We start from the raw sequence: 20849 nt of genomic DNA on the forward strand, positions 1-20849 counted from the left end.
CTGATCAGCTCGACACTGTCAGGGTAGGGGCAAGGCCCTCTTCACGTGGCCGAGTCGGCGGCACACCGCCCCGGCACACGCCCGCCCCGGCGCACGAGGACGCCGCGGTGCGCGACTGACACGCGTCACTCCGCGTTGACCCACGGTTGCGTCTCACCCGGTCGGCGGCGTACTTTTGGAACGAGACCGTTCCGTTCAATAAGTACACCCATATGACTGGAGCAGCGCCATGGCCGACACGCACACCCCCACCGGGTCCGCACCCGTCCGCCGCCCGCGGATGACCGCCGAGCGCGAGGCCGAGGTGCTCGCGACGGTCGTGGAGCTGCTGCGCGACCACGGCTACGAGGCGCTGACCATGGACGCGGTCGCGGCGCGCGCCCGGTGCGGCAAGGCCACGCTCTACCGCCAGTGGCACAGCAAGCACGAGCTGGTCGCCGCGGCGCTGCGGGCGCACAGGCCCGCGCCCGTGGCCGACATCGACACGGGATCGCTCCGCGGGGACCTGCACTCGCTGTTCACCCGCGTCTCGGACCAGGCCGAGCAGGACACCGCGCTGATCGCCGGGCTCGCCCGCGCGACGCTCGACGACCACGAGCTGGCGCGCGCGCTGCGGCAGAAGCTGGTGGACCCGGAGATCGACGAGTTCACGACGTTCATAGACCGCGCGATAGCGCGCGGCGAGCTCGACCGGCGCCCCGCGGCGATGGCGTTCCTCCCGCAGATGGTCTTCGCCACCGTGGTGAGCCGTCCGCTCTTCGAGGACGAGTACGCCGACGCCGACTACCTCCTCCGCTTTCTCGACAGCACCCTGCTGCCCGCCCTGCTGCACAGTTGACCGGAGCGTGACCGCATGTCTCAGCCCCAGATCGCCCCCGACCAGCCACCGATCGAGCCCACCAAGGGGCCGACGGGCGGGGCGAGTCCCTCCCACCGCTGGTGGATCCTCGGTGTCATCGGCATCGCCCAGCTGATGGTGGTCCTCGACGCCACCATCGTGAACATCGCCCTGCCATCGGCCCAGGGGGACCTCGGCTTCTCCGACGGCGACCGCCAGTGGGTCGTCACCAGCTACGCCCTCGCCTTCGGCAGCCTCCTGCTGCTCGGCGGCAGGATCGCCGACCTGTTCGGCATCAAGGTCACCTTCCTGACAGGACTTGTCGGCTTCGCCGCCGCGTCCGCGCTCGGCGGGGCCGCGTCGAGCTTCGAGGTGCTGGTGACCGCGAGGGCGCTCCAGGGCGTCTTCGGCGCGCTCCTGGCGCCCGCCGCGCTGTCGCTGCTCACCACGACGTTCACGGACGCGAAGGAGCGCGCCAAGGCGTTCAGCGTCTACGGCGCCATCGCGGGCGCGGGCGGCGCGATCGGCCTGCTGCTCGGCGGCGTGCTGACCGAGCAGCTGAACTGGCGATGGACCCTCTACGTCAACCTGATCTTCGCCGCCGTCGCGTTCCTCGGCGGCGCCGCGCTGCTCGCGCGCACCGGGCGGGTGGCGGGGGCGACGCTCGACGTGCCGGGGACGGTGCTGGTCTCGGCGGGCCTGTTCGGCCTGGTCTACGGATTCGCCAACGCCGAGAGCCACGACTGGGGCCACCCCGCGACCTGGGGCTGCCTGACCGCGGGCGTGGCGCTGCTCGCGGCGTTCGGCTGGTGGCAGACGCGGTCGGCCCACCCGCTGCTGCCGCTGCGCGTGCTGCTCGAACGGGACCGTGGCGCGTCGTTCGTCGCCGTCCTGCTCAGCGGCGTCGGTCTTTTCGGCGTCTTCCTCTTCCTGACGTACTACCTCCAGCTGTCGCTCGGGTACTCGCCGATCGAGACGGGCCTGGCGTTCCTGCCGATGATCGGCGGTCTCATGGTCAGCGCGGCGCTCGTCGGCACGGTGCTGCTGCCGCGGCTCGGCCCGCGCGTCCTGGTCACCGCGGGCATGGGCCTGGGCGCCGCGGGCCTCGCGTGGCTGACCGCGCTCGACCTGGACAGCGGGTACGCCGCCGACGTCATGCCCCCGACGATCGTGGCCGGGCTCGGCATCGGCCTGGTGATCGCCCCCGCGATGAACCTCGCCACGGCGGGCGTCCGCCCCGAGGACGCGGGCGTGGCCTCCGCGACGGTCAACACGATGCAGCAGGTGGGCGGTTCGATCGGCACCGCCGTGCTCAACACCCTGGCGGCCGGCGCCGCGAGCGACTTCCTGCGGGACAAGGACCCCACCGACCCCGTGGTCAGGGCCCAGGCCGGGCTCGAGAGCTACGCCACGGCGTTCTGGTGGTCGGCGGCGTTCTTCGTGGCGGGCATGGTCGCGTCGTTCCTCATCTACCGCAGGGGAGTCCCCGCGGCGGCGTCGACCTCAGGACCCCCGGCGGTCCACATGTGACCCCCTACAGGTCCGCTACAGCGGACGAACAGCTCGGTCGCTCCGCGTTGGACACCAACTCCCGTGCGCTGCACCCTCTTTCCCGGGGGCAAACGCTTTCACCCCCACGTGTGAAGAGAAAGAGGACGCTTTCCATGCGCAAGAGAACGTTGAGGAGCAAGAGATCGTTGGGCCCACGCCGTCGCATACTCTCGGCAGGCACGCTGGCCCTGGCGCTCGCGGCCAGCCTGCTCGCGGGCGTGCAGGGCACCGCGCACGCCGAAGGGAGCGGGGAGACGGGCGAGACCGTGGCCCCGCTCATCGTCGGCGGCGACGAGGCGAGGGGCTCCTACCCCTTCATCGTCACCATCGACATGCTGCGCGACAACGGCGAGATGCGGCACCGCTGCGGCGGCTCGCTCATCGCCCCGCAGTGGGTCCTGTCCTCCGCGCACTGCTTCAGCGACAGGGCCACGGGCGAGGTGCGGGACGCGGACCTGTTCGATGTGCGCGTCGGCTCCCTCGACCGCATGAGCGGCGGCGAGGAGGCGCTCGTCGAGGAGATCGTGATCCACCCGCTGTGGTTCTCCGGCGACCCCCTCCAGGTCGCGGACATGGCGCTGGTCAAGCTGGACCGGCCGGTCGACCAGGCGCCCGTCGCGCTCGCCGACGAGCTGCCCGGCGTGGGCACCAAGCTGCGGCTGCTCGGCTGGGGCTACACACAGACCGGCGGCCCCGAGATCCCGACCCGGCTGCGCCAGCTCGACACCGAGGTCGCCCCCGAGCTGTCGTGTGTGGTCGGCGACGCGTGGGACATCGCCGAGGGCGACCTGTGTGTGAGCCCCGAGCCCGAACGCGGCCTGTGCAACGGCGACTCCGGCTCGCCGGGCCTGCACTGGAACGGCGGCCGCTGGGAGGTGGTCGGCACGGTGAGCCGCGGCGTCGGCGACGGCTGCGCGGTCGGCTCCGACGTCCTCGCGGGCGTGCCGTTCGTCCAGGACTGGATCCAGGACACGATCGCGGACTGACACCCGCACGCCCCATGAGGCAGGGCCCACCGCGACGGCGGGCCCTGCCTTTCGCATGCTCGGCGCCGCGCGCTACCGCCCGAAGCCGGGCAGGACGTCGGGCAGCAGGCCGCCCAGCGGCGCCTCCGGGTTCACCTCGACGACCTCGGCGTCGCTCGGCGGCGTGAACTCGAAGACCGCGCCCGGCGGCTGGGCGTAGTCGATCTGCGAGAACGCCACGTCGAGCACCCGCCCCTCGGGCCCCTCCGCCGTCAGCGCGAGCGGCACCCCCGTCTCGCCGTCCACCGATATCCGCGCCTCGCTCAGCGGCGCGTCCGCGTCCTTCGGAACGATCACCAGCTGGTACGCCGCGCGGCCCGCCACCTGGGCGGTGCCGTCCACGGACACCTCCGCGTGCTCGCCCGCCCGGTCGAGCAGCCGCTCGGCCAGCTCCCGCGGGGTCAGCCCGGCCGCCCACGCGTCCCCGTCCCCCGCGCCCTCCGCGCCGAGCTCCGACAACTCCCCGTGCTCGGGCACCTCCGCGTGGTACACGGTGTCGCCCTCGGAGTCGTACGCCCACAGCTCGTCACCGTTGCGGATGACGCTGAACTCCTCGCCGCCGCTCTCGAGGCCCACCCGCTGCCGGTCGGGCCCGTCGACGGCCACCTCGAGCGTGCTGTCCCCGGTCGCCAGCCCCGCGAGCCGCCCGGCGGGGCCCTCGACGCCGCTCAGCACGCCGTCCAGCATCCCGCCGAGGTCGGGCACCCCCAGATCCGCGTCGACCCGCACCGTGCCCGAGAGCTGGGCCGTGTCCGACTCGGCGACCCGCACGAGCAGCTCATCGGCCGTGATGTCCGGCAGCTCCGGACTCCCGTCGCTCGCGAGGGCGGGCCACAGACCCGCCCCCACCGCCGCGATCCCGGCGATGACCGCCGCGGGCACGGCCGCCCTGCGGATAGCGCTGTTCCCTGCCATCGAATGCCCCTCCACTCGGCTTCAGCACCTCAATTGCATCAGCCCGGGGCCTTTCCGGCATCCGCCCACGGGAGTCTCCGCCTCTACGACCAGCGGATGACCGGAAGGCGCTTCACCGGCGCCATCCCGTAGGGGATGTACCCCGTCGAACGACAGGGTTCACCCTCCGTCTCCTCAGGATGTGCGGTCCGCCACCGCGTCGCACAGCTCGGCAAGCGCCGTCTTCGCCGAGCAGTCGGGCAGCGGCTCGAGCGTGCGCCTGGCCTGCTCGGCGAACGACAGCGCGTCCTGCCGCGCCCGCGTCAGGGCCGGGTGGGCGCGCAGGGCCGCCAGCGCCTCCGCGTGCCGCCCGTCGTCCGTCAGATCGCCGCCGAGCAGCTCGCACAGCGCCAGGTCGTCGGGCGAGCCGCTCCGCGCGGCCATCTCCCGCAGCCGCAGCACCGGGAGCGTCACCACGCCCTCGCGCAGATCGGTGCCGGGGGTCTTCCCCGACTCGCCGCCGTCGCTCGTGATGTCGAGCACGTCGTCCGCCAGCTGGAACGCGATCCCGATCCGCTCCCCGTACTGCGCGAGCACGTGCACCACCGCCTCCGAGGCGCCGGACATCAACGCGCCCATCCGCCCCGCGACGGCGATGAGCGAGCCCGTCTTGCCCGCGATCACGTCCAGGTGGTGGGAGATGGGGTCCTCCCCCTCGCGCGGCCCCGCCGTCTCCAGGATCTGACCCGTCACCAGCCGCTCGAACGCCTCCGCCTGGATGCGCACCGCGGCCGGGCCCAGGTCGGCCACTATCGTCGAGGCGCGGGAGAAGAGGAAGTCGCCGGTGAGCACCGCGACCGAGTTGTTCCACCTGGCGTTGGCGCTCGGCACCCCCCGCCGCATCTCGGCCTCGTCCATGATGTCGTCGTGGTACAGCGTGGCGAGGTGGGTCAGCTCCACCACCACGGCCGACGGCACCACCCCCGGGGCGTGCGGATCGCCGAACTGCGCGGCCAGCAGCAGCAGAAGCGGCCTGAACCGCTTCCCCCCGGCCCGCACCAGATGCTGGGCCGTCTCCGTTATGAAAGGGACATCGCTCTTGGTGGCCTCTGCCAGCCCGGCCTCCACAGCCGAGAGGCCGGCCTGGACATCGGCTTCCAGGGCCGGGTCCCGCACGCTCACCCCGAAGGGCCCCACGACGGTCACGAGCGTTCTCCCTGTCTCACGTGCGTTGGTCCCCGGCAGCGTATCCGGTCGGAAGTGGATCACAGCCGAAGGGCCGTCCCACGGAAACGGACGCGCACAGCCCCTAGGGTGAAGACATGTCCGATGGGAGCCTGTTCGGTGTCGACAATCTGCCCTACGGCGTCTTCAGCACGCCCGACGACCCCGCGGGACGACGGCTCGGGGTGCGGTATCTGGACCGCGTCCTCGACATCGGCGCCGCCGCCGTCGAGCTCGACTCCCCGCACGCCGCGCTGCTGACCGCGCCCGGGCTCGACCCGCTGCTGGCCGCCGGGCGCCCGGTCTGGCGGGCCGTGCGCGCCGAGGTGCGCTCATGGCTCACCGACCCCGCCCACCGCGCCGTCACGGAGCCGCTGCTCGTGCCGCTCGACGCGACGGTGCCGCACCTGCCGTTCACGGTGGCCGACTACGTCGACTTCTACGCGAGCGAGCACCACGCCACCACCGTCGGCCGCGTCTTCCGCCCCGACACACCCCCGCTGCCGCCCAACTGGAAGCACCTGCCGATCGGTTACCACGGCCGCGCCGGGACCGTCGTCGTCTCGGGCACCCCGGTCGTCCGCCCCCGGGGGCAACGCCGCCCCTCCGCTCCCGGCGAGGCGCCCGGGTTCGGGCCCTCGCGACGCCTCGACATCGAGGCCGAGGTGGCGTTCGTCGTCGGCACCCCTTCGCCGCTCGGCCGACCCGTGCCCCAAGGGGCGTTCGCCGACCACGTCTTCGGGGTCTGCCTGCTCAACGACTGGTCCGCGCGCGACATCCAGGCGTGGGAGTACGTGCCGCTCGGCCCGTTCCTCGGCAAGTCCTTCGCCACCTCGCTCTCCCCCTGGGTCACCCCGCTCGACGCCCTCGCGGGCGCCAGGGTCGCGCCGCCCCCGCGCGACGAGCCGCTGCTGCCCTACCTCGACGACGGCCCTGACAGCGGGATCCCCGCGGGCGGGCTCGACCTGCGGATCGAGGTGCGGCTCAACGGGCACCTGATCGCCGAGCCCCCGTTCGCGGCCATGTACTGGACGGCCGCCCAGCAGTTGGCGCACCTCACGGTCAACGGCGCCGCCCTGCGCACCGGCGACCTCTATGCCTCGGGCACCGTCAGCGGCCCCGAGGCGCGGCAGCGCGGCTCCCTGCTCGAGCTGACGTGGGGCGGCCGCGACCCCATCCAACTGCCGGACGGCACCAGGACGTTCCTCCAGGACGGCGACGAGGTCGAGCTGACCGCCTGGGCGCCTGGGCCCGAGCCGGGGACGCGCGTCGGCCTCGGCGAGGTCATCGGCACGATCGCGCCCGCCGCTCCCCCGGCCGCGCCATGACGCGCGCGTCGGCGCGCGCGTTCGCGCCCGAAGAGGGAACGAGAGGTATCAGTCCGGTGGCGAATGACACACAGCCGTAACGCTTCTGCCTACCCCGCAGCCCCTCAGGATAATCTGCCGTGACCAGTTCAACGTCCGAGGGGAAACCATGCGCAGGTCCATACGGCTCGCCGTGCCAGCGGCGACAGCCGCCGTACTGCTGCTCAGCGGCTGTGGCGGTGACAAGGAAGGCAGCCCGTTCCAGGCGCCGGACATCGAGGACCTCGAGGTGCCCGAGGTCCCCGAGCTCGAGGAGTCCGAGGAGTCCGAGGGAATGGGCGACATCGAGGTGCCGCCGCCGTCAGGCGACTCGGGCGGAGACACCGGGGGCGGCGACTTCGACCTGGGCGGCGATTTCGACGGCTCGTGGGAGGCCCCGGCCTCCGACGGCAACAACGCGCGACTCGACATCTACGGCGACTACGTCAACTACACGGACACCACCGCCTACGAGGGCGACCTGTGCAACGGCAGCCTGAGCGGCGACACGTTCACCATCACCTGCTCCGTCTACGGCGACGAGGCGTTCCCCGAGACGACGGGAACCCTGGCCCTCAACGGGGACTCGCTCACGGTGACCTGGGGCTCCGGCACCAGCGAGGAGTTCACGAGGGCGATATGACGCTCGCCCGTCCGAGGCCCGTCCGAGCGGCGGCGCCCGGGCGGCCACGAGGAGGCGCAGGCCGAAGGGCCGGACCCTCGGGTCCGGCCCTTCGGCCTGCGCGACGACGTGAACGACGGCGTCAGCGCACGAACATCCCCGCGTCGCTCGCCAGATCGAGGAAGAACTGCGGCGCGACGCCCAGCACGACCGTGACCGCGGCGGCCAGCGCGACCACCGACATCGTCAGCGGGCTCGGGATGACCACCGAAGGGCCGTCCGCCTTGGGCTCGCTGAAGAACATCAGCACGATGACGCGGACGTAGAAGAACGCCGCCACCGCCGAGGCCAGCACGCCCACGATCACCAGGCCCATCGCGCCCGCGTCGGCCGCCGCCCTGAACACCGCGAACTTCCCCGAGAACCCCGACGTCAGCGGAATGCCCGCGAAGGCCAGCAGGAAGAGCGCGAAGACCGCGGCGAGCAGCGGCGAACGCCGCCCGAGCCCCGCCCACTTGGACAGGTGCGTGGCCTCGCCCCCGGCGTCCCGCACGAGCGTCACCACGGCGAACGCGCCCAGCGTCACGAACGAGTACGCGGCCAGGTAGAACAGCACCGAGGACACGCCGTCCTCCGTCACCGCGACCACACCGGCCAGGATGAAGCCCGCGTGCGCGATCGACGAGTACGCGAGCAGCCGCTTGACATCGGTCTGTGTGATCGCGATGACCGCGCCCGCCACCATCGAGGCGATGGCCACGCCCCACAGCACCGGCTCCCAGTCCCACCGCAGCCCAGGCAGCACGACATACAGCAGCCGCAGCAGCGCGCCGAACGCCGCCACCTTGGTCGCCGCGGCCATGAAGCCGGTCACCGGCGTCGGGGCGCCCTGGTAGACGTCGGGCGTCCACATGTGGAACGGCACCGCGCCCACCTTGAAAAGCAGGCCCATCGTGATCATCGCGCCGCCGATCAGCAGCAGCGCGTCGTTGCCCATGGTGGCGGCCAGGCCCGGGTTCACCGAGGCGGGGTCGCCGCTGACGACGTCCGCGATCCCCGAGTAGCTGACGGTGCCCGCGTAGCCGTAGAGCATCGCGATGCCGAACAGCAGGAACGCCGAGGCGAACGCGCCGAGCAGGAAGTACTTGAGCGCGGCCTCCTGCGACAGCAGCCGCCTGCGGCGGGCCAGCGCGCACAGCAGGTACAGCGGAAGCGACAGGACCTCGAGCGCGATGAACAGCACCAGCAGGTCGTTGGCCATCGGGAAGAGCAGCATGCCGCCGATGGCGAACAGCAGCAGCGGGAAGATCTCCGTCGTGGTGTGCCCCGCCTTGACGGCCTCGCGCTCGGCGGGCCCGCCGGGCACAGCCGCGGGCTGCGCGGCGAACGAGTCCACCGCGGCGCCGTGCGCGGCGGGTTCGAGGCGGCGTTCGGCGAAGAGGAACACACCGACCAGGCCGACCAGCAGGATCACGCCCTGGAGGAAGAGCGCCGGGCCGTCGACGGCCAGCGACCCCATGCCCGCGACCTGCGCCTCGCTCGTCGCGTGCCCGTCGGACGCCAGCACCACCACGGCGGCGAACGCGCTCACCAGGGCCAGCGCGCCCAGCACCACCTCGGCGGTGTACCGCACGGAGCGTGGCGCGAACGCCTCGATCAGCACCCCGATGATGGCCGCGCCGAACACGATGAGGCTCGGCGAGAGCGCGGCCCACTCGATGACCGGAGCCTGAAGCTCCCCGGGATTCATACTGCCGCTCCTTCGTTCGCTTCTCCGCCCGTGCGGCACGGCGCGGCCATCGCCGACACCTGCCGCTGGGCAGCCGCACGTGCGTCGCTCACTGCCCAGCCTCCACTTCTTCCAGGTGTGGCGCCGGATCCGTCTGGTCGACGTCCGACAGGGTGTGCTCCACCGCCGGGTTGACGATGTCGGTCAGCGGCTGGGGGTAGACGCCGAGGAAGATCAGCAGCGCGATCAGCGGCGCCACCACGGCCAGCTCCCGCACCCGCAGGTCGGGCAGCTTCTCCAGGCCCGGCTTCACGGGGCCCGTCATCGTCCGCTGGTAGAGCACCAGGACATAGAGCGCCGCGAGCACGATGCCCGCGCACGCGATGATCCCGGCCACCTCGTACCGGCTGAACGTGCCGACCAGCACGAGGAATTCGGAGATGAACGGCCCGGTGCCGGGCAGCGACAGGGTGCCGAGGCCGCCGATGAGGAACGTGCCGGCCAGCACGGGCGCCGTCTTCTGCACGCCCCCGTAGTCCGAGATCAGGCGCGAGCCGCGGCGCGAGATCAGGAAGCCCGCGACCAGCATGAGCGCCGCCGTCGCGATGCCGTGGTTGATCATGTAGAGCGTCGCGCCGCCCTGGCCCTGGCTGGTCATCACGAAGATGCCCAGCACGATGAAGCCGAAGTGGCTGATCGACGCGTACGCGATGAGCCGCTTCATGTCGCGCTGGCCGAGCGCGAGCAGCGCGCCGTAGATGATGCTGACCAGCGCCAGCGTGATCACCACGGGCGTCGCCCACTCGCTGGCCTCGGGGAAGAGGCCCAGGCAGAAGCGGAGCATGGCGAACGTGCCGACCTTGTCGACCACCGCGGTGATCAGCACGGCCACCGGCGCGGTCGACTCGCCCATCGCGTTGGGCAGCCACGTGTGGACGGGCCACAGCGGGGCCTTGATGGCGAACGCCACGAAGAAGCCGAGGAACAGCCAGCGTTCGGTGGAGGTCGCCAGGTCGAGCTCGCCCGAGCCGCGCGCCTCCAGGATCGCCTGGAGCGAGAACGTGCCGACCTCGAGCTGGTCGGCCGTCGCGACATAGAGGCCGATGAGCGCGGCCAGCATCACCAGGCCGCCGACCAGGTTGTAGAGCAGGAACTTGACGGCGGCGTACGACCGTTGCCGCGCCTGGCCCTCCTCGCCCTGCTCGCCCGCCCGGTCCCCGAAGCCGCCGATGAGGAAGTACATCGGGATCAGCATGGCTTCGAAGAAGATGTAGAAGAGGAAGATGTCCGTCGCGGCGAACGACAGCACCACCATCGCCTCGACGGCCAGGATCAGCGCGAAGAACCCCTGGGTCGGGCGCCAGCGCCGCGACGCGGGGGCCTCGTCCTCGTCCTCCTTGGGATCGGCGTCGTTCCAGCCCGCGCCGATGAGGAACGGGATCAGCACCGCCGTGAGCGCGATCATCGCCACGCCGATGCCGTCGACGCCGAGCTCGTACCTGACCCCGAAGTCCTCGATCCAGCTGCGGGATTCGGTGAGCTGGTACCGGTCGGCGCCCGCGTCCGTGTCGAAGCGCAGCACGATCGCCGCCGCGAAGCCGACCGTGGCCAGGGAGAACGCCAGCGCGATCCACTTGGCCGCGGTGCGCCGCGCGGAGGGCACGGCCGCGGTGACGATCGCGCCGATGGCGGGGGTGAGGGCCGTGGCCGTCAGCAAGGGAAATGACATGGCAGACTCCTTAGACCGCCCGCATCAGCAGGGTCGCGGCGACGAGCAGGACAGCGCCACCGAACATGGACACCGCGTATGAGCGGGCGAAGCCGTTCTGCACCCGGCGCAGCCGCCCCGACGCCCCGCCGAACGCCGCCGCCGTGCCGTTGACGACCCCGTCCACCAGCTTGTGGTCGAGGTAGACAAGGCCGCGGGTCAGGTAGTTCCCCGGGCGGACGAACGCGGCGTGGTTGAAGTCGTCCTGGAGCAGGTCCCGCCGGGCCGCCCTGGTGAGGAAGCGGCCCTGCGGCGCCACCGCGGGCACCGGGCGGCGGCCGTACTGCCACCAGGCCCCGGCCACGCCGAGCACCATCACGGCGGTGGCGGCGATGCCGACCGTGCCGTGGGCGACAGGGGAGTCGCCGTGTTCGAGGCCCGTGACGGGCTCGAGCCAGTGCACGAAGTTCTCGTTCAGGTCGAAGAAGAAGCCCGCGCCGACCGAGCCGAACGCCAGGATGATCATGGGGATGGTCATCGTCAGCGGCGACTCGTGCGGGTGCGGCTCGTGCCCGCTCGCGTCCGGCTGCCACCGCTTCTCGCCGAAGAACGTCAGCAGCATGATCCGGGTCATGTAGTACGCGGTCAGCGCCGCGCCCAGCAGCATGACGCCGCCCAGGATCCAGCCCTCGGTGCCGCCCTTGCTGAACCCGGCGTAGATGATCTCGTCCTTGGAGAAGAAGCCGGACAGGTAGGGGAAGCCGATGATGGCCAGATACGCGAGCCCGAACGTCGCGAACGTGATCGGCATGTGCTTGCGCAGCCCGCCGTAACGCCGCATGTCCACCTCGTCGTTCATGCCGTGCATGACCGAACCGGCGCCGAGGAAGAGCCCCGCCTTGAAGAAGCCGTGGGTGACCAGGTGCATGATCGCGAAGACATAGCCGATCGGGCCGAGCCCGGCGGCCAGCATCATGTAGCCGATCTGCGACATCGTCGAACCGGCCAGCGCCTTCTTGATGTCGTCCTTCGCGCACCCGACGATCGCGCCGAACAGCAGCGTCACCGCGCCGACCACCACGACCACCGTCTGCGCGTCGGGCGCCGCGTCGAAGACCGCGCCCGAGCGGGTGATCAGGTACACGCCCGCGGTCACCATGGTGGCCGCGTGGATCAGCGCGGAGACCGGGGTCGGGCCCTCCATCGCGTCGCCGAGCCAGGACTGGAGCGGCACCTGCGCCGACTTGCCGCACGCGGCGAGCAGCAGCATCAGCCCGATGCCGGTCAGCGTGGCCTCGCTCGCGCCCGAGGCGTTCTCGAGGACGGGCTCGAAGGCGAACGTGCCGAACGTCGTGAACATCAGCAGGATCGCGATCGACAGGCCGACGTCGCCGACCCTGTTGACGATGAACGCCTTCTTGGCCGCCGTCGCCGCGCTCGGCTTGTGCTGCCAGAAGCCGATCAGCAGGAACGACGCGAGGCCCACGCCCTCCCAGCCGACGTACAGCAGCAGGTAGTTGTCCGCGAGGACGAGCAGCAGCATCGCCCCGAGGAAGAGGTTCAGGTAGGCGAAGAAGCGCCGCCGCCGCTCGTCGTGCTCCATGTAGCCGATCGAGTAGAGGTGGATCAGCGTGCCCACGCTCGTGATCAGCAGCACAAAGGTCATCGACAGCGGGTCGAGCCGGAACGCCACGTCCGCCTGGAAGTCGGCGACCGGCACCCACGTGAACAGGTGCTGGTGCAGCGTGCGCGCCTCGCTCTCCTCGCCCAGCAGGTCGAGGAAGAGCACCACGGCAAGCACGAAGGACACGGCGGCGAGCAGCGTCGCCAGCAGGTGCCCCACGCGGTCGAGCCGCCGCCCGCCCACCAGCAGCACGGCAGCGCCGAGGAGCGGCGCGCCGATGAGCAGTCCGATCAATGACTCCACTGGTTTCGTCCCCTTACAGCTTCATCAGGCTGGCGTCGTCGACCGAGGCCGAGTGGCGGGAGCGGTAGACGGTGACGATGATGGCGAGCCCGACCACGACCTCGGCCGCGGCGACGACCATCACGAAGAACGCCATGATCTGGCCGTCCAGGTTGCCGTGCATCCGGGAGAACGTGACCAGCGCCAGGTTGGCGGCGTTCAGCATCAGCTCGACGCACATGAAGACCACGATCGCGTTGCGCCGCAGCAGCACCCCGCAGGCGCCGAGGGTGAACAGCAGCGCGGCCAGGTAGAGGTAGTTCTCGGGGCTCACGGACGGTCCTTCCCGGCCTCGTCGCCATCGCCTTCACCGTTGTTGTCGTGGTCGGCGGCGGCATCGTCGGCGACGGCGGTGGTGCCGTTGACGGCGGCGCGGGTGCCGCCGTTCGCGCCGCTGACCGAGGAGCTCTCGCCGTTCCCCGGCACATAGGTCTGACCGTGGTACCGCGCGACGCGGGACTCCAGGGCCCTGACCGCGGGCACCGACTCGTGGTGCACCTCGCGGACCTGGCCGCGGCCCCGCAGCGTGGCGTTGACCGTCAGCTCGGCGGGCGTGCCGTCGGGCAGCAGGCCCGGCAGGTCGACGGCGTTGTTGCGGGCGTAGACGCCGGGCGCGGGCAGCGGCGGGAGCTGCACGCCGCCCCGCACGCGCTCCTCGGCCTGCTCGCGCTGCGTCTTGTTCCGCTCGATGCGCTCGCGGTGCGTCAGCAGGGTGGCGCCGACGGCCGCGATGGTCAGCAGGATGCCGGTGACCTCGAACGCCACGACGTAGCGCGTGAAGAGCAGCGAGGCCAGGCCCTGGACGTTGCCCTCGGAGTTCGCCTGGGAAAGGCCGGTGAACGAGCCGACCGAGACCTGCCCGATCCCGGCGATCAGCAGGATGCCGAGGCCCAGCCCGCACAGCGCGGCCAGCCAACGCTGGCCCGTGAGCGTCTCCTTGAGCGAGTCCGTGGCGCTGACGCCGACGAGCATCAGCACGAAGAGGAACAGCATCATCACGGCGCCGGTGTAGACGACGATCTGCACCATGCCGAGGAAGTACGCGCCGTTGGCCAGGTAGAACAGCGCCAGGATCACCATCGTCCCGGCCAGGCAGAGCGCGGAGTGCACCGCGCGCCGCATCAGCACGGTGCCGAGCCCGCCGGCCAGCGCGAGCGGGCCGAGCAGCCAGAACTGCACGGCCTCGCCCTGCGAGGTCGAGGTCTCGGCGGCGAGCGCCGCCAGGGTGCCGCTCATGCCTGGCCCCCCGCCGGGTCGTGCAGCCGGGTGGCGGCGAGCACCGCGTCGTCGGCGTCATCGGCATCGTCGGCGTAGTCGGCGGGCTGACCCTCGCCGGTGACCCGCTGCCTGACGGTGCCCGGCGCGGCGCCGCGGACCTCGCCCCGGTAGTAGGACTGCTCGTCCGTGCCGGGGTACAGGGCGTGCGGCGAGTCGACCATGCCGTCGGAGAGGCCGACCAGCAGCTCCTCCTTGGTGTAGATGAGGGAGGCGCGGGTGCGGTCGGCCAGCTCGTACTCGTTCGTCATGGTCAACGCCCTGGTGGGGCACGCCTCGACGCACAGGCCGCACAGGATGCAGCGCAGGTAGTTGATCTGGTAGACGCGGCCGTAGCGCTCGCCCGGGGAGTAGCGCTCCTCCTCGGTGTTGTCCGCGCCCTCCACATAGATCGCGTCGGCCGGACAGGCCCAGGCGCACAGCTCGCAGCCGATGCACTTCTCCAGGCCGTCCGGGTGGCGGTTGAGCTGGTGGCGCCCGTGGAAGCGGGGCGCCGTCGGCTTCTTCTCCTCCGGGTACTGCTCCGTGAGCCGCTTCTTGAACATGGCCTTGAAGGTCACGCCGAAGCCGGCCACGGGATTGCGGAACTCAGGCATCGTCGCCCTCCCTTCCTTCGGGACTTGCCTCGCTTGGTCCTGGGGTGTCGGCGGCGACCGACGCCGTGGCCCGGTCGGCCCGCGAGGGCCGACGCGGCACCGGCGGCAGGGTCTGTCCGGGCAGCGGCGGAACGGGGTAGCCGCCCGCGAGCGGGTCGAAGGGCGCCTCGCCCTCCTGGGCCTCGGCCTCCTCGCGGCGCTGTTCGGAGCGGTCGCGGAAGACGTCGACCACGAAGGAGATCAGCAGCAGCGCGAGCGCGCCGCCGAGCACCCACATCACGATGTCGCGGAACTCGTAGCCCTCGTTCTCCATCGCGCGCACGGCGGCGACCAGCATGAGCCACACCAGCGCGACGGGGATGAGGACCTTCCAGCCGAGCACCATGAACTGGTCGTAGCGGACGCGGGGCAGCGACGCGCGCACCCACACGAAGAAGAAGATGACCGCGACGAGCTTGATGGTGAACCAGAGCATCGGCCACCAGCCGGTGTTCGCGCTCTCCCAGTAGCTCAGCGGCGCGGGCGCCCGCCAGCCGCCGAGGAAGAGGGTGACCATGAGGGCCGAGACGGTGACCGTGTGGATGTACTCGGACATCATGAAGAAGGCGAACTTGATCGACGAGTACTCGGTGAGATACCCGCCGACCAGGTCGCCCTCGGACTCCGGCATGTCGAACGGCGGGCGGTGCGCCTCGCCGATCATCGCCACCATGTAGATGAGGAACGACACCGGCAGCAGGACCATGAACCACCGGTCGTCCTGCGCCTCGACGATGGCCGAGGTGGACATCGATCCCGAGTAGAGGAAGACGGCCGCGAAGGACAGACCCATCGCGACCTCGTAGGAGATGATCTGCGCCGTGGCCCGCACGCCGCCGAGCAGCGGGTAGGTCGAGCCGGACGACCAGCCCGCGAGGACCGTTCCGTAGACGGCGATGGCCGCGGTGGCCAGCACGTAGAGCAGCGCCACCGGGAGGTCGGTGAGCTGGAGGACGGTCTGGGTGCCGAAGATGCTGACCGGGTCGTCCTTGGGCCCGAACGGGATGACCGCGATCGCCATCAGCGCGGGGATCGTGGCCAGCATGGGCGCCAGGATGTAGAGCGCCTTGTCGGCGCCCTTGACGACCACGTCCTCCTTGAGCATCAGCTTCACGCCGTCGGCGAGCGACTGGAGCATGCCCCAGGGGCCGTGCCGGTTGGGCCCGATGCGCAGCTGCATCCAGCCGAGCACCTTGCGCTCCATCACGATGCAGATGAGCACGGTGATCAGCAGGAACGCGAAGCAGAAGACCGCCTTGAGCAGGATCAGCCAGAACGGGTCGTTCCCGAACATCGAGAGATCCGGTTCCTGGGCGAGGGGCATCACGCGTTCACCTCCTCGGTCTTCTCGGCCTCGGCCGCGGTGGCGGCCGTCTCGGCGGCGACGCGGACCACGCCGCCCGGCAGGGTGCCGAGGTCGCGATGGGCGCCGCGGCCCACGGAGTTGAGCGGGATCCAGACGACGCGGTCCGGGATCTCGTCGGTGACCGCGAGCGGCAGGGCGACGGAGCCCGCGGGGCCCGTCACCGCGACGCGGTCGCCGTCCTTGACCCCGGCCTCGCGCGCGGTGGCGGGCGAGAGCCTGGCCACGGCGGCGTGCCGGGTGCCGGCCAGCGCCTCGTCGCCGTCCTGGAGCGTGCCGCGGTCGAGCAGCAGCCGGTGCCCGGCCAGCACGGCCTCGCCCTCGGCGGGGCTCGGCAGCTCGGCGGGGGTGCCGGTGGGCCCGAGCGGCAGGTCGCCGCGCCACTCGGCGAGCGAGTCCAACTCCCGCCTGATCGTGCGCAGATCGGGCAGGCCGAGGTGCACGTCCATGGCGTCGGCGAGCATGTGCAGCGCCCGCGCGTCGGTCTGCACGAGGCGGCGGGTCATCTGGTCGGGCCTGATCGCGGGGTCGAACGAGCGGGCGCGGCCCTCCCAGTTGATGAAGGTGCCGCCCTTCTCGACCACCGCCGCGACCGGCAGCACCACATGGGCGCGCCGGGTGACCTCGGTGGGCCGCAGCTCCAGGCTGACCAGGAAGCCGGTCTCGGCGACCTGGTCGAGCGCGGCGGCGGCGAGCGCCGGGTCCGGCAGGTCGTCGATGTCCACGCCCGCGACCAGCAGCGCGCCCACCTCACCCGCCGCGGCGGCCTCCACGATCCGGCCCGTGTCCCGCGCGGGCCGCTCGGGCAGCGCGCCGAGGCCCCAGGCGTTCGCGACCTCCTGGCGCGCCTGGCGCGAGGACTCGGGGCGCCCGCCGGGCAGCAGCCCGGGCAGCGCGCCTGCCTCGATCGCGCCGCGCTCGCCGGAGCGCCGCGGGATCCACACCAGGCCCGCCCCGGTGGCCGCCGCCGCGGCGACCGCCGCGGTGTAGGCCCCCGGCACGCCCGCGAGCCGCTCGCCGACGACGATGAGCGCGCCCTCGGCGCGCAGCGCGTCGGCCGCGGCCCTGCCGTGCTCGTCGAGCCCGCCGCCCACGCCCTCGCCGTCGGCCAGCGCGTTGAGCCACGTCGGCTCGGTGCCGGGCGCGGCGGGCAGCAGCGTGCCGCCCGTCTTGGCCAGGCCCCGCGTGATGTGGGTGGCGACGGAGAAGACGCGGGTGCCGTGCTTGCGGTGGCCCTTGCGCAGCCGCAGGAAGACGCCGGGGGCCTCCTCCTCGGACTCGAAGCCGACCAGCAGCACGGCGGGCGCGGTCTCAAGGGCGGCGTGCGTGGTGCCGTTGCCGTCCAGGTCGACGCCGTGCCCGGCGACGCGGGAGGCGAGGAACGCCGCCTCCTCCGCGCTGTGCCGCCTGGCGCGGAAGTCGATGTCGTTGGTGCCGAGGGCGACCCGCGCGAACTTGGCGTAGGCGTAGGCGTCCTCGACGGTCAGCCGCCCTCCGGTGAGCACGGCCGCGTCGCGGCCCGCGGCCCCTGCCAGGCCCGCGGCGGCGATCCGCAGCGCCTCGGGCCAGCTGGCGGGGACCAGCTCGCCGGTCGCCTCGTCCCGCACGAGCGGCGAGGTGAGGCGGTCGGGCTGCTGGGCGTAACGGAACGCGAAGCGGCCCTTGTCGCAGATCCACTCCTCGTTCACCCGCGGGTCGTTGGCCGCCATGCGCCGCATGACCTTGCCGCGCCTGTGGTCGGTGCGGGTGGCGCAGCCGCCCGCGCAGTGCTCGCACACGCTCGGCGACGACACCAGGTCGAACGGGCGGGAGCGGAAGCGGTAGGCGGCCGAGGTCAGCGCGCCCACGGGGCAGATCTGGATGGTGTTGCCCGAGAAGTACGACTCGAACGGGTCGCCCTCGCCCGTGCCCACCTGCTGGAGCGCGCCGCGTTCGAGCAGCTCGATCATCGGGTCGCCCGCGATCTGGTTCGAGAAGCGGGTGCACCGCGCGCACAGCACGCAGCGCTCGCGGTCGAGCAGCACCTGGGTGGAGATCGGCACGGGCTTGTCGAACGTGCGCTTCACGCCGTCGAACCTGGACTCCGCGTCGCCCGCGCTCATCGCCTGGTTCTGCAAGGGGCACTCGCCGCCCTTGTCGCAGACCGGGCAGTCGAGCGGGTGGTTGATCAGGAGCAGCTCCATCACGCCGCGCTGCGCCTTCTCGGCGACGGGCGAGCTGAGCTGCGTCTTGACGACCATGCCGTCGGTGCAGGTGATGGTGCAGGAGGCCATGGGCTTGCGCTGGCCCTCGACCTCCACGATGCACTGCCGACAGGCACCCGCGGGGTCGAGCAGCGGGTGGTCGCAGAACCGCGGGATCTCGATGCCCAGCTGCTCGGCGGCACGGATGACCAGGGTGCCCTTGGGCACCGAGACCTCGATGCCGTCGATGGTCAGCGTCACCAGGTCCCCGGCGTCCTTGGCCGTCATGCGTTCACCTCCTGGTGAGCTCCGGTGCCGTTGTCCGCCCAGGCGGTGGACTTGGCGGGGTCGAACGGGCAGCCGCCCTGGGTGACGTGCCGCTCGTACTCGTCGCGGAAGTACTTCAGCGAGGAGAAGATGGGGCTCGCCGCGCCGTCGCCGAGGGCGCAGAACGACTTGCCGTTGATGTTGTCCGCGATGTCGGCGAGCTTGTCGATGTCGCTGAGCAGGCCCTTGCCCGCCTCGATGTCGCGCAGCAGCTGGACGAGCCAGTAGGTGCCCTCGCGGCACGGGGTGCACTTGCCGCAGGACTCGTGCGCGTAGAACTCGGTCCACCGCGTGACCGCGCGCACGACGCACGTGGTCTCGTCGAAGCACTGGAGCGCCTTGGTGCCGAGCATGGACCCGGCGCCCATCACGCCCTCGTAGTCGAGGGGAACGTCCAGGTGCTCGGCGGTGAACATCGGCGTGGACGAGCCGCCCGGCGTCCAGAACTTGAGGGTGTGGCCAGGGCGGATGCCGCCGCTCATCTGGAGCAGCTCGCGCAGCGTGATGCCGAGCGGGGCCTCGTACTGGCCTGGCCTGGCGACGTGTCCTGAGAGCGAGTACAGCGTGAAGCCGGGGGACTTCTCGCTGCCCATCGAGCGGAACCACTCCTTGCCGCGGTCGATGATCGCGGGAACCGAGGCGATGGACTCGACGTTGTTCACCACGGTGGGGCAGGCGTAGAGACCGGCGACCGCGGGGAAGGGGGGCCGCAGCCTCGGCTGGCCGCGCCGCCCTTCGAGGGAGTCGAGCAGCGCGGTCTCCTCGCCGCAGATGTACGCGCCCGCGCCCGCATGGACGGTGATGTCCAGGTCGCCGCCGTCGCCGAGGGCGCCCTTGCCGAGGTATCCGGCGGCGTATGCCTCGGCGACCGCGGCGTGCAGGCGGCGCAGGACGGGGACGACCTCGCCGCGCAGATAGATGAAGGCGTGGTGGGAGCGGATGGCGTGACAGGCGATCACGATGCCCTCGACGAGGGAGTGCGGGTTCGCCAGCAGCAGCGGGATGTCCTTGCAGGTGCCCGGCTCGGACTCGTCGGCGTTGACCACCAGGTAGTGCGGCTTGTTGTCGCCCTGCGGGATGAACTGCCACTTCATCCCGGTGGGGAAGCCCGCGCCGCCGCGGCCGCGCAGGCCCGAGTCCTTCACATAGGCGATCACATCGTCCGGCGGCATGGCCAGGGCCTTGCCAAGGGCGCGATAGCCGCCGTTCGCCCGGTACACATCGAGCGTCCAGGACCTGTCCTGGTCCCAGAACGCCGAGAGCACCGGCGTCAGGAGCTTCTCGGGGCTCGTCTCGTCAACGGATGTGTTCATCACTCACCCTCCTCGGTCACCGGCCCCGCGGGGTGGTGCGGGTCGGAGGCCGAGCTCGGCTGCGGGGCGTCGTGGCGGCTCTCGTGGGTCGTGGGCGGCCGGTCCTGCGGGATGTCGGGGTGGCGCGGGGCGACGACCGTGGCGGGGCCCGTCTGGCCCTTGGCCAGCCGGAGCCCGGCCAGCGAGGCGGGCCCGGCGCTGCCACCGGCCTCGGTGGCGCCTGGGCGCTCGTCGGGGAAGCCCGCGAGCACGCGGGCGGTGGCCTTGAAGTCGCACAGCGGGGCGCCGCGGGTGGGCGTGACCTGGGCGCCCGCGCGCAGGTCGTCGACGAGGCGCTTGGCCGACTCGACGGTCTGGTTGTCGAAGAACTCCCAGTTGACCATGACGACCGGCGCGAAGTCGCACGCGGCGTTGCACTCGATGTGCTCCAGGGTGACCTTGCCGTCGGCGGTGGTCTCCCCGTTGCCGACGCCGAGGTGCTCCTTGAGCGCGTCGAAGATGGCGTCGCCGCCGAGCACCGCGCACAGGGTGTTGGTGCAGACGCCGACCTGGTGGTCGCCCGACGGCTTGCGCCGGTACATCGAGTAGAACGTCGCGACCGCGGTCACCTCGGCGCTGGTCAGCCCGAGCACGTCCGCGCAGAACCGCACGCCGGTGCGGGTGACATGGCCCTCCTCGGACTGCACGAGGTGCAGCAGCGGCAGCAGCGCGGAGCGGCTGTCGGGGTAGCGGGCCACGACCTCGGCCGCGTCGGCCTCGAGACGGGCCCGCACCTCGGCGGGGTAGTCGGGCGCGGGCATCTGCGGCATGCCGAGCTGGACGTCGCGGCCGGTCGCGGGGGCCGGTGTCT

17 protein-coding genes are annotated in these 20849 nt (G+C 71.9%); 5 read left to right on the forward strand and 12 right to left on the reverse strand.

Annotated features, from left to right (window positions below):
* The first annotated feature begins 229 nt into the window (after positions 1–229).
* The 3 genes from D7318_RS24290 (at position 230) to D7318_RS24300 (ending at position 3375) form a co-directional block, all read left to right on the forward strand.
* The gene (locus D7318_RS24290; RefSeq protein WP_120699329.1) at positions 230–838 is read left to right on the forward strand and encodes a TetR/AcrR family transcriptional regulator; all 609 of its coding nucleotides are present in this window, start codon (positions 230–232) and stop codon (positions 836–838) included.
* 15 nt (positions 839–853) lie between these two features.
* On the forward strand, positions 854–2368 hold the full coding sequence (locus D7318_RS24295) for an MFS transporter (RefSeq protein WP_120699330.1): 1515 nt from the start codon (positions 854–856) through the stop codon (positions 2366–2368).
* Positions 2369–2535: 167 nt separating this feature from the next.
* Positions 2536–3375 (forward strand): S1 family peptidase, encoded by an 840-nt coding sequence (locus tag D7318_RS24300; protein WP_183091584.1) that lies wholly within the window; start codon positions 2536–2538, stop codon positions 3373–3375.
* Between the two features lie 72 nt (positions 3376–3447).
* Here the strand turns inward: D7318_RS24300 and D7318_RS24305 are convergent, their stop codons facing one another.
* Both D7318_RS24305 and D7318_RS24310 read right to left on the reverse strand, forming a co-directional pair.
* Positions 3448–4329 (reverse strand): LolA family protein, encoded by an 882-nt coding sequence (locus D7318_RS24305; RefSeq protein ID WP_120699332.1) that lies wholly within the window; start codon positions 4327–4329, stop codon positions 3448–3450.
* 174 nt (positions 4330–4503) lie between these two features.
* The gene (locus D7318_RS24310; RefSeq protein WP_120699333.1) at positions 4504–5514 is read right to left on the reverse strand and encodes a polyprenyl synthetase family protein; all 1011 of its coding nucleotides are present in this window, start codon (positions 5512–5514) and stop codon (positions 4504–4506) included.
* Between the two features lie 116 nt (positions 5515–5630).
* Between D7318_RS24310 and fahA the strand changes: the two genes are divergently transcribed.
* Positions 5631–6860, forward strand: coding sequence for a fumarylacetoacetase (fahA, locus tag D7318_RS24315; protein WP_120699334.1), 1230 nt, complete (start codon positions 5631–5633; stop codon positions 6858–6860).
* A gap of 148 nt (positions 6861–7008) precedes the next feature.
* Positions 7009–7521 (forward strand): hypothetical protein, encoded by a 513-nt coding sequence (locus D7318_RS24320; protein WP_120699335.1) that lies wholly within the window; start codon positions 7009–7011, stop codon positions 7519–7521.
* Between the two features lie 121 nt (positions 7522–7642).
* Here D7318_RS24320 and nuoN read toward each other — a convergent pair whose 3' ends face one another.
* The 10 genes from nuoN to nuoE form a co-directional block, all read right to left on the reverse strand.
* Entirely contained in the window at positions 7643–9250 is a 1608-nt protein-coding gene (nuoN, locus tag D7318_RS24325; protein WP_120699336.1) for an NADH-quinone oxidoreductase subunit NuoN, read from the reverse strand.
* A gap of 88 nt (positions 9251–9338) precedes the next feature.
* Complete coding sequence (locus D7318_RS24330) at positions 9339–10958, reverse strand: NADH-quinone oxidoreductase subunit M (RefSeq protein WP_120699337.1); 1620 nt, start codon at positions 10956–10958, stop codon at positions 9339–9341.
* A gap of 10 nt (positions 10959–10968) precedes the next feature.
* The gene (nuoL, locus tag D7318_RS24335; protein WP_120699338.1) at positions 10969–12864 is read right to left on the reverse strand and encodes an NADH-quinone oxidoreductase subunit L; all 1896 of its coding nucleotides are present in this window, start codon (positions 12862–12864) and stop codon (positions 10969–10971) included.
* 13 nt (positions 12865–12877) lie between these two features.
* A complete protein-coding gene (nuoK, locus tag D7318_RS24340) occupies positions 12878–13177 on the reverse strand; it encodes an NADH-quinone oxidoreductase subunit NuoK (protein WP_113690155.1) in 300 nt (99 codons plus the stop codon).
* Complete coding sequence (locus tag D7318_RS24345; RefSeq protein WP_120699339.1) at positions 13174–14139, reverse strand: NADH-quinone oxidoreductase subunit J; 966 nt, start codon at positions 14137–14139, stop codon at positions 13174–13176. Before D7318_RS24345 ends, nuoK begins: the two co-directional genes overlap by 4 nt.
* Complete coding sequence (gene nuoI / locus D7318_RS24350; protein WP_120699340.1) at positions 14136–14774, reverse strand: NADH-quinone oxidoreductase subunit NuoI; 639 nt, start codon at positions 14772–14774, stop codon at positions 14136–14138. Before nuoI ends, D7318_RS24345 begins: the two co-directional genes overlap by 4 nt.
* Positions 14767–16137 carry an NADH-quinone oxidoreductase subunit NuoH gene (nuoH, locus tag D7318_RS24355; RefSeq protein ID WP_120699341.1) on the reverse strand — a complete coding sequence of 457 codons (1371 nt, stop codon included), beginning with the start codon at positions 16135–16137 and terminating at the stop codon, positions 14767–14769. Before nuoH ends, nuoI begins: the two co-directional genes overlap by 8 nt.
* Positions 16137–18647, reverse strand: a complete 2511-nt coding sequence (locus D7318_RS24360) for an NADH-quinone oxidoreductase subunit G (RefSeq protein WP_120699342.1) — start codon at positions 18645–18647, stop codon at positions 16137–16139. The genes nuoH and D7318_RS24360 overlap by 1 nt, the downstream gene beginning before the upstream one ends.
* Entirely contained in the window at positions 18644–19999 is a 1356-nt protein-coding gene (gene nuoF, locus D7318_RS24365; RefSeq protein WP_120699343.1) for an NADH-quinone oxidoreductase subunit NuoF, read from the reverse strand. Before nuoF ends, D7318_RS24360 begins: the two co-directional genes overlap by 4 nt.
* Complete coding sequence (nuoE, locus tag D7318_RS24370) at positions 19999–20808, reverse strand: NADH-quinone oxidoreductase subunit NuoE (RefSeq protein ID WP_120699382.1); 810 nt, start codon at positions 20806–20808, stop codon at positions 19999–20001. The genes nuoF and nuoE overlap by 1 nt, the downstream gene beginning before the upstream one ends.
* Between the last annotated feature and the right edge of the window lie 41 nt (positions 20809–20849).

Source organism: Streptomyces radicis, assembly GCF_003626575.1.
Lineage (GTDB): Bacteria > Actinomycetota > Actinomycetes > Streptomycetales > Streptomycetaceae > Streptomyces > Streptomyces radicis.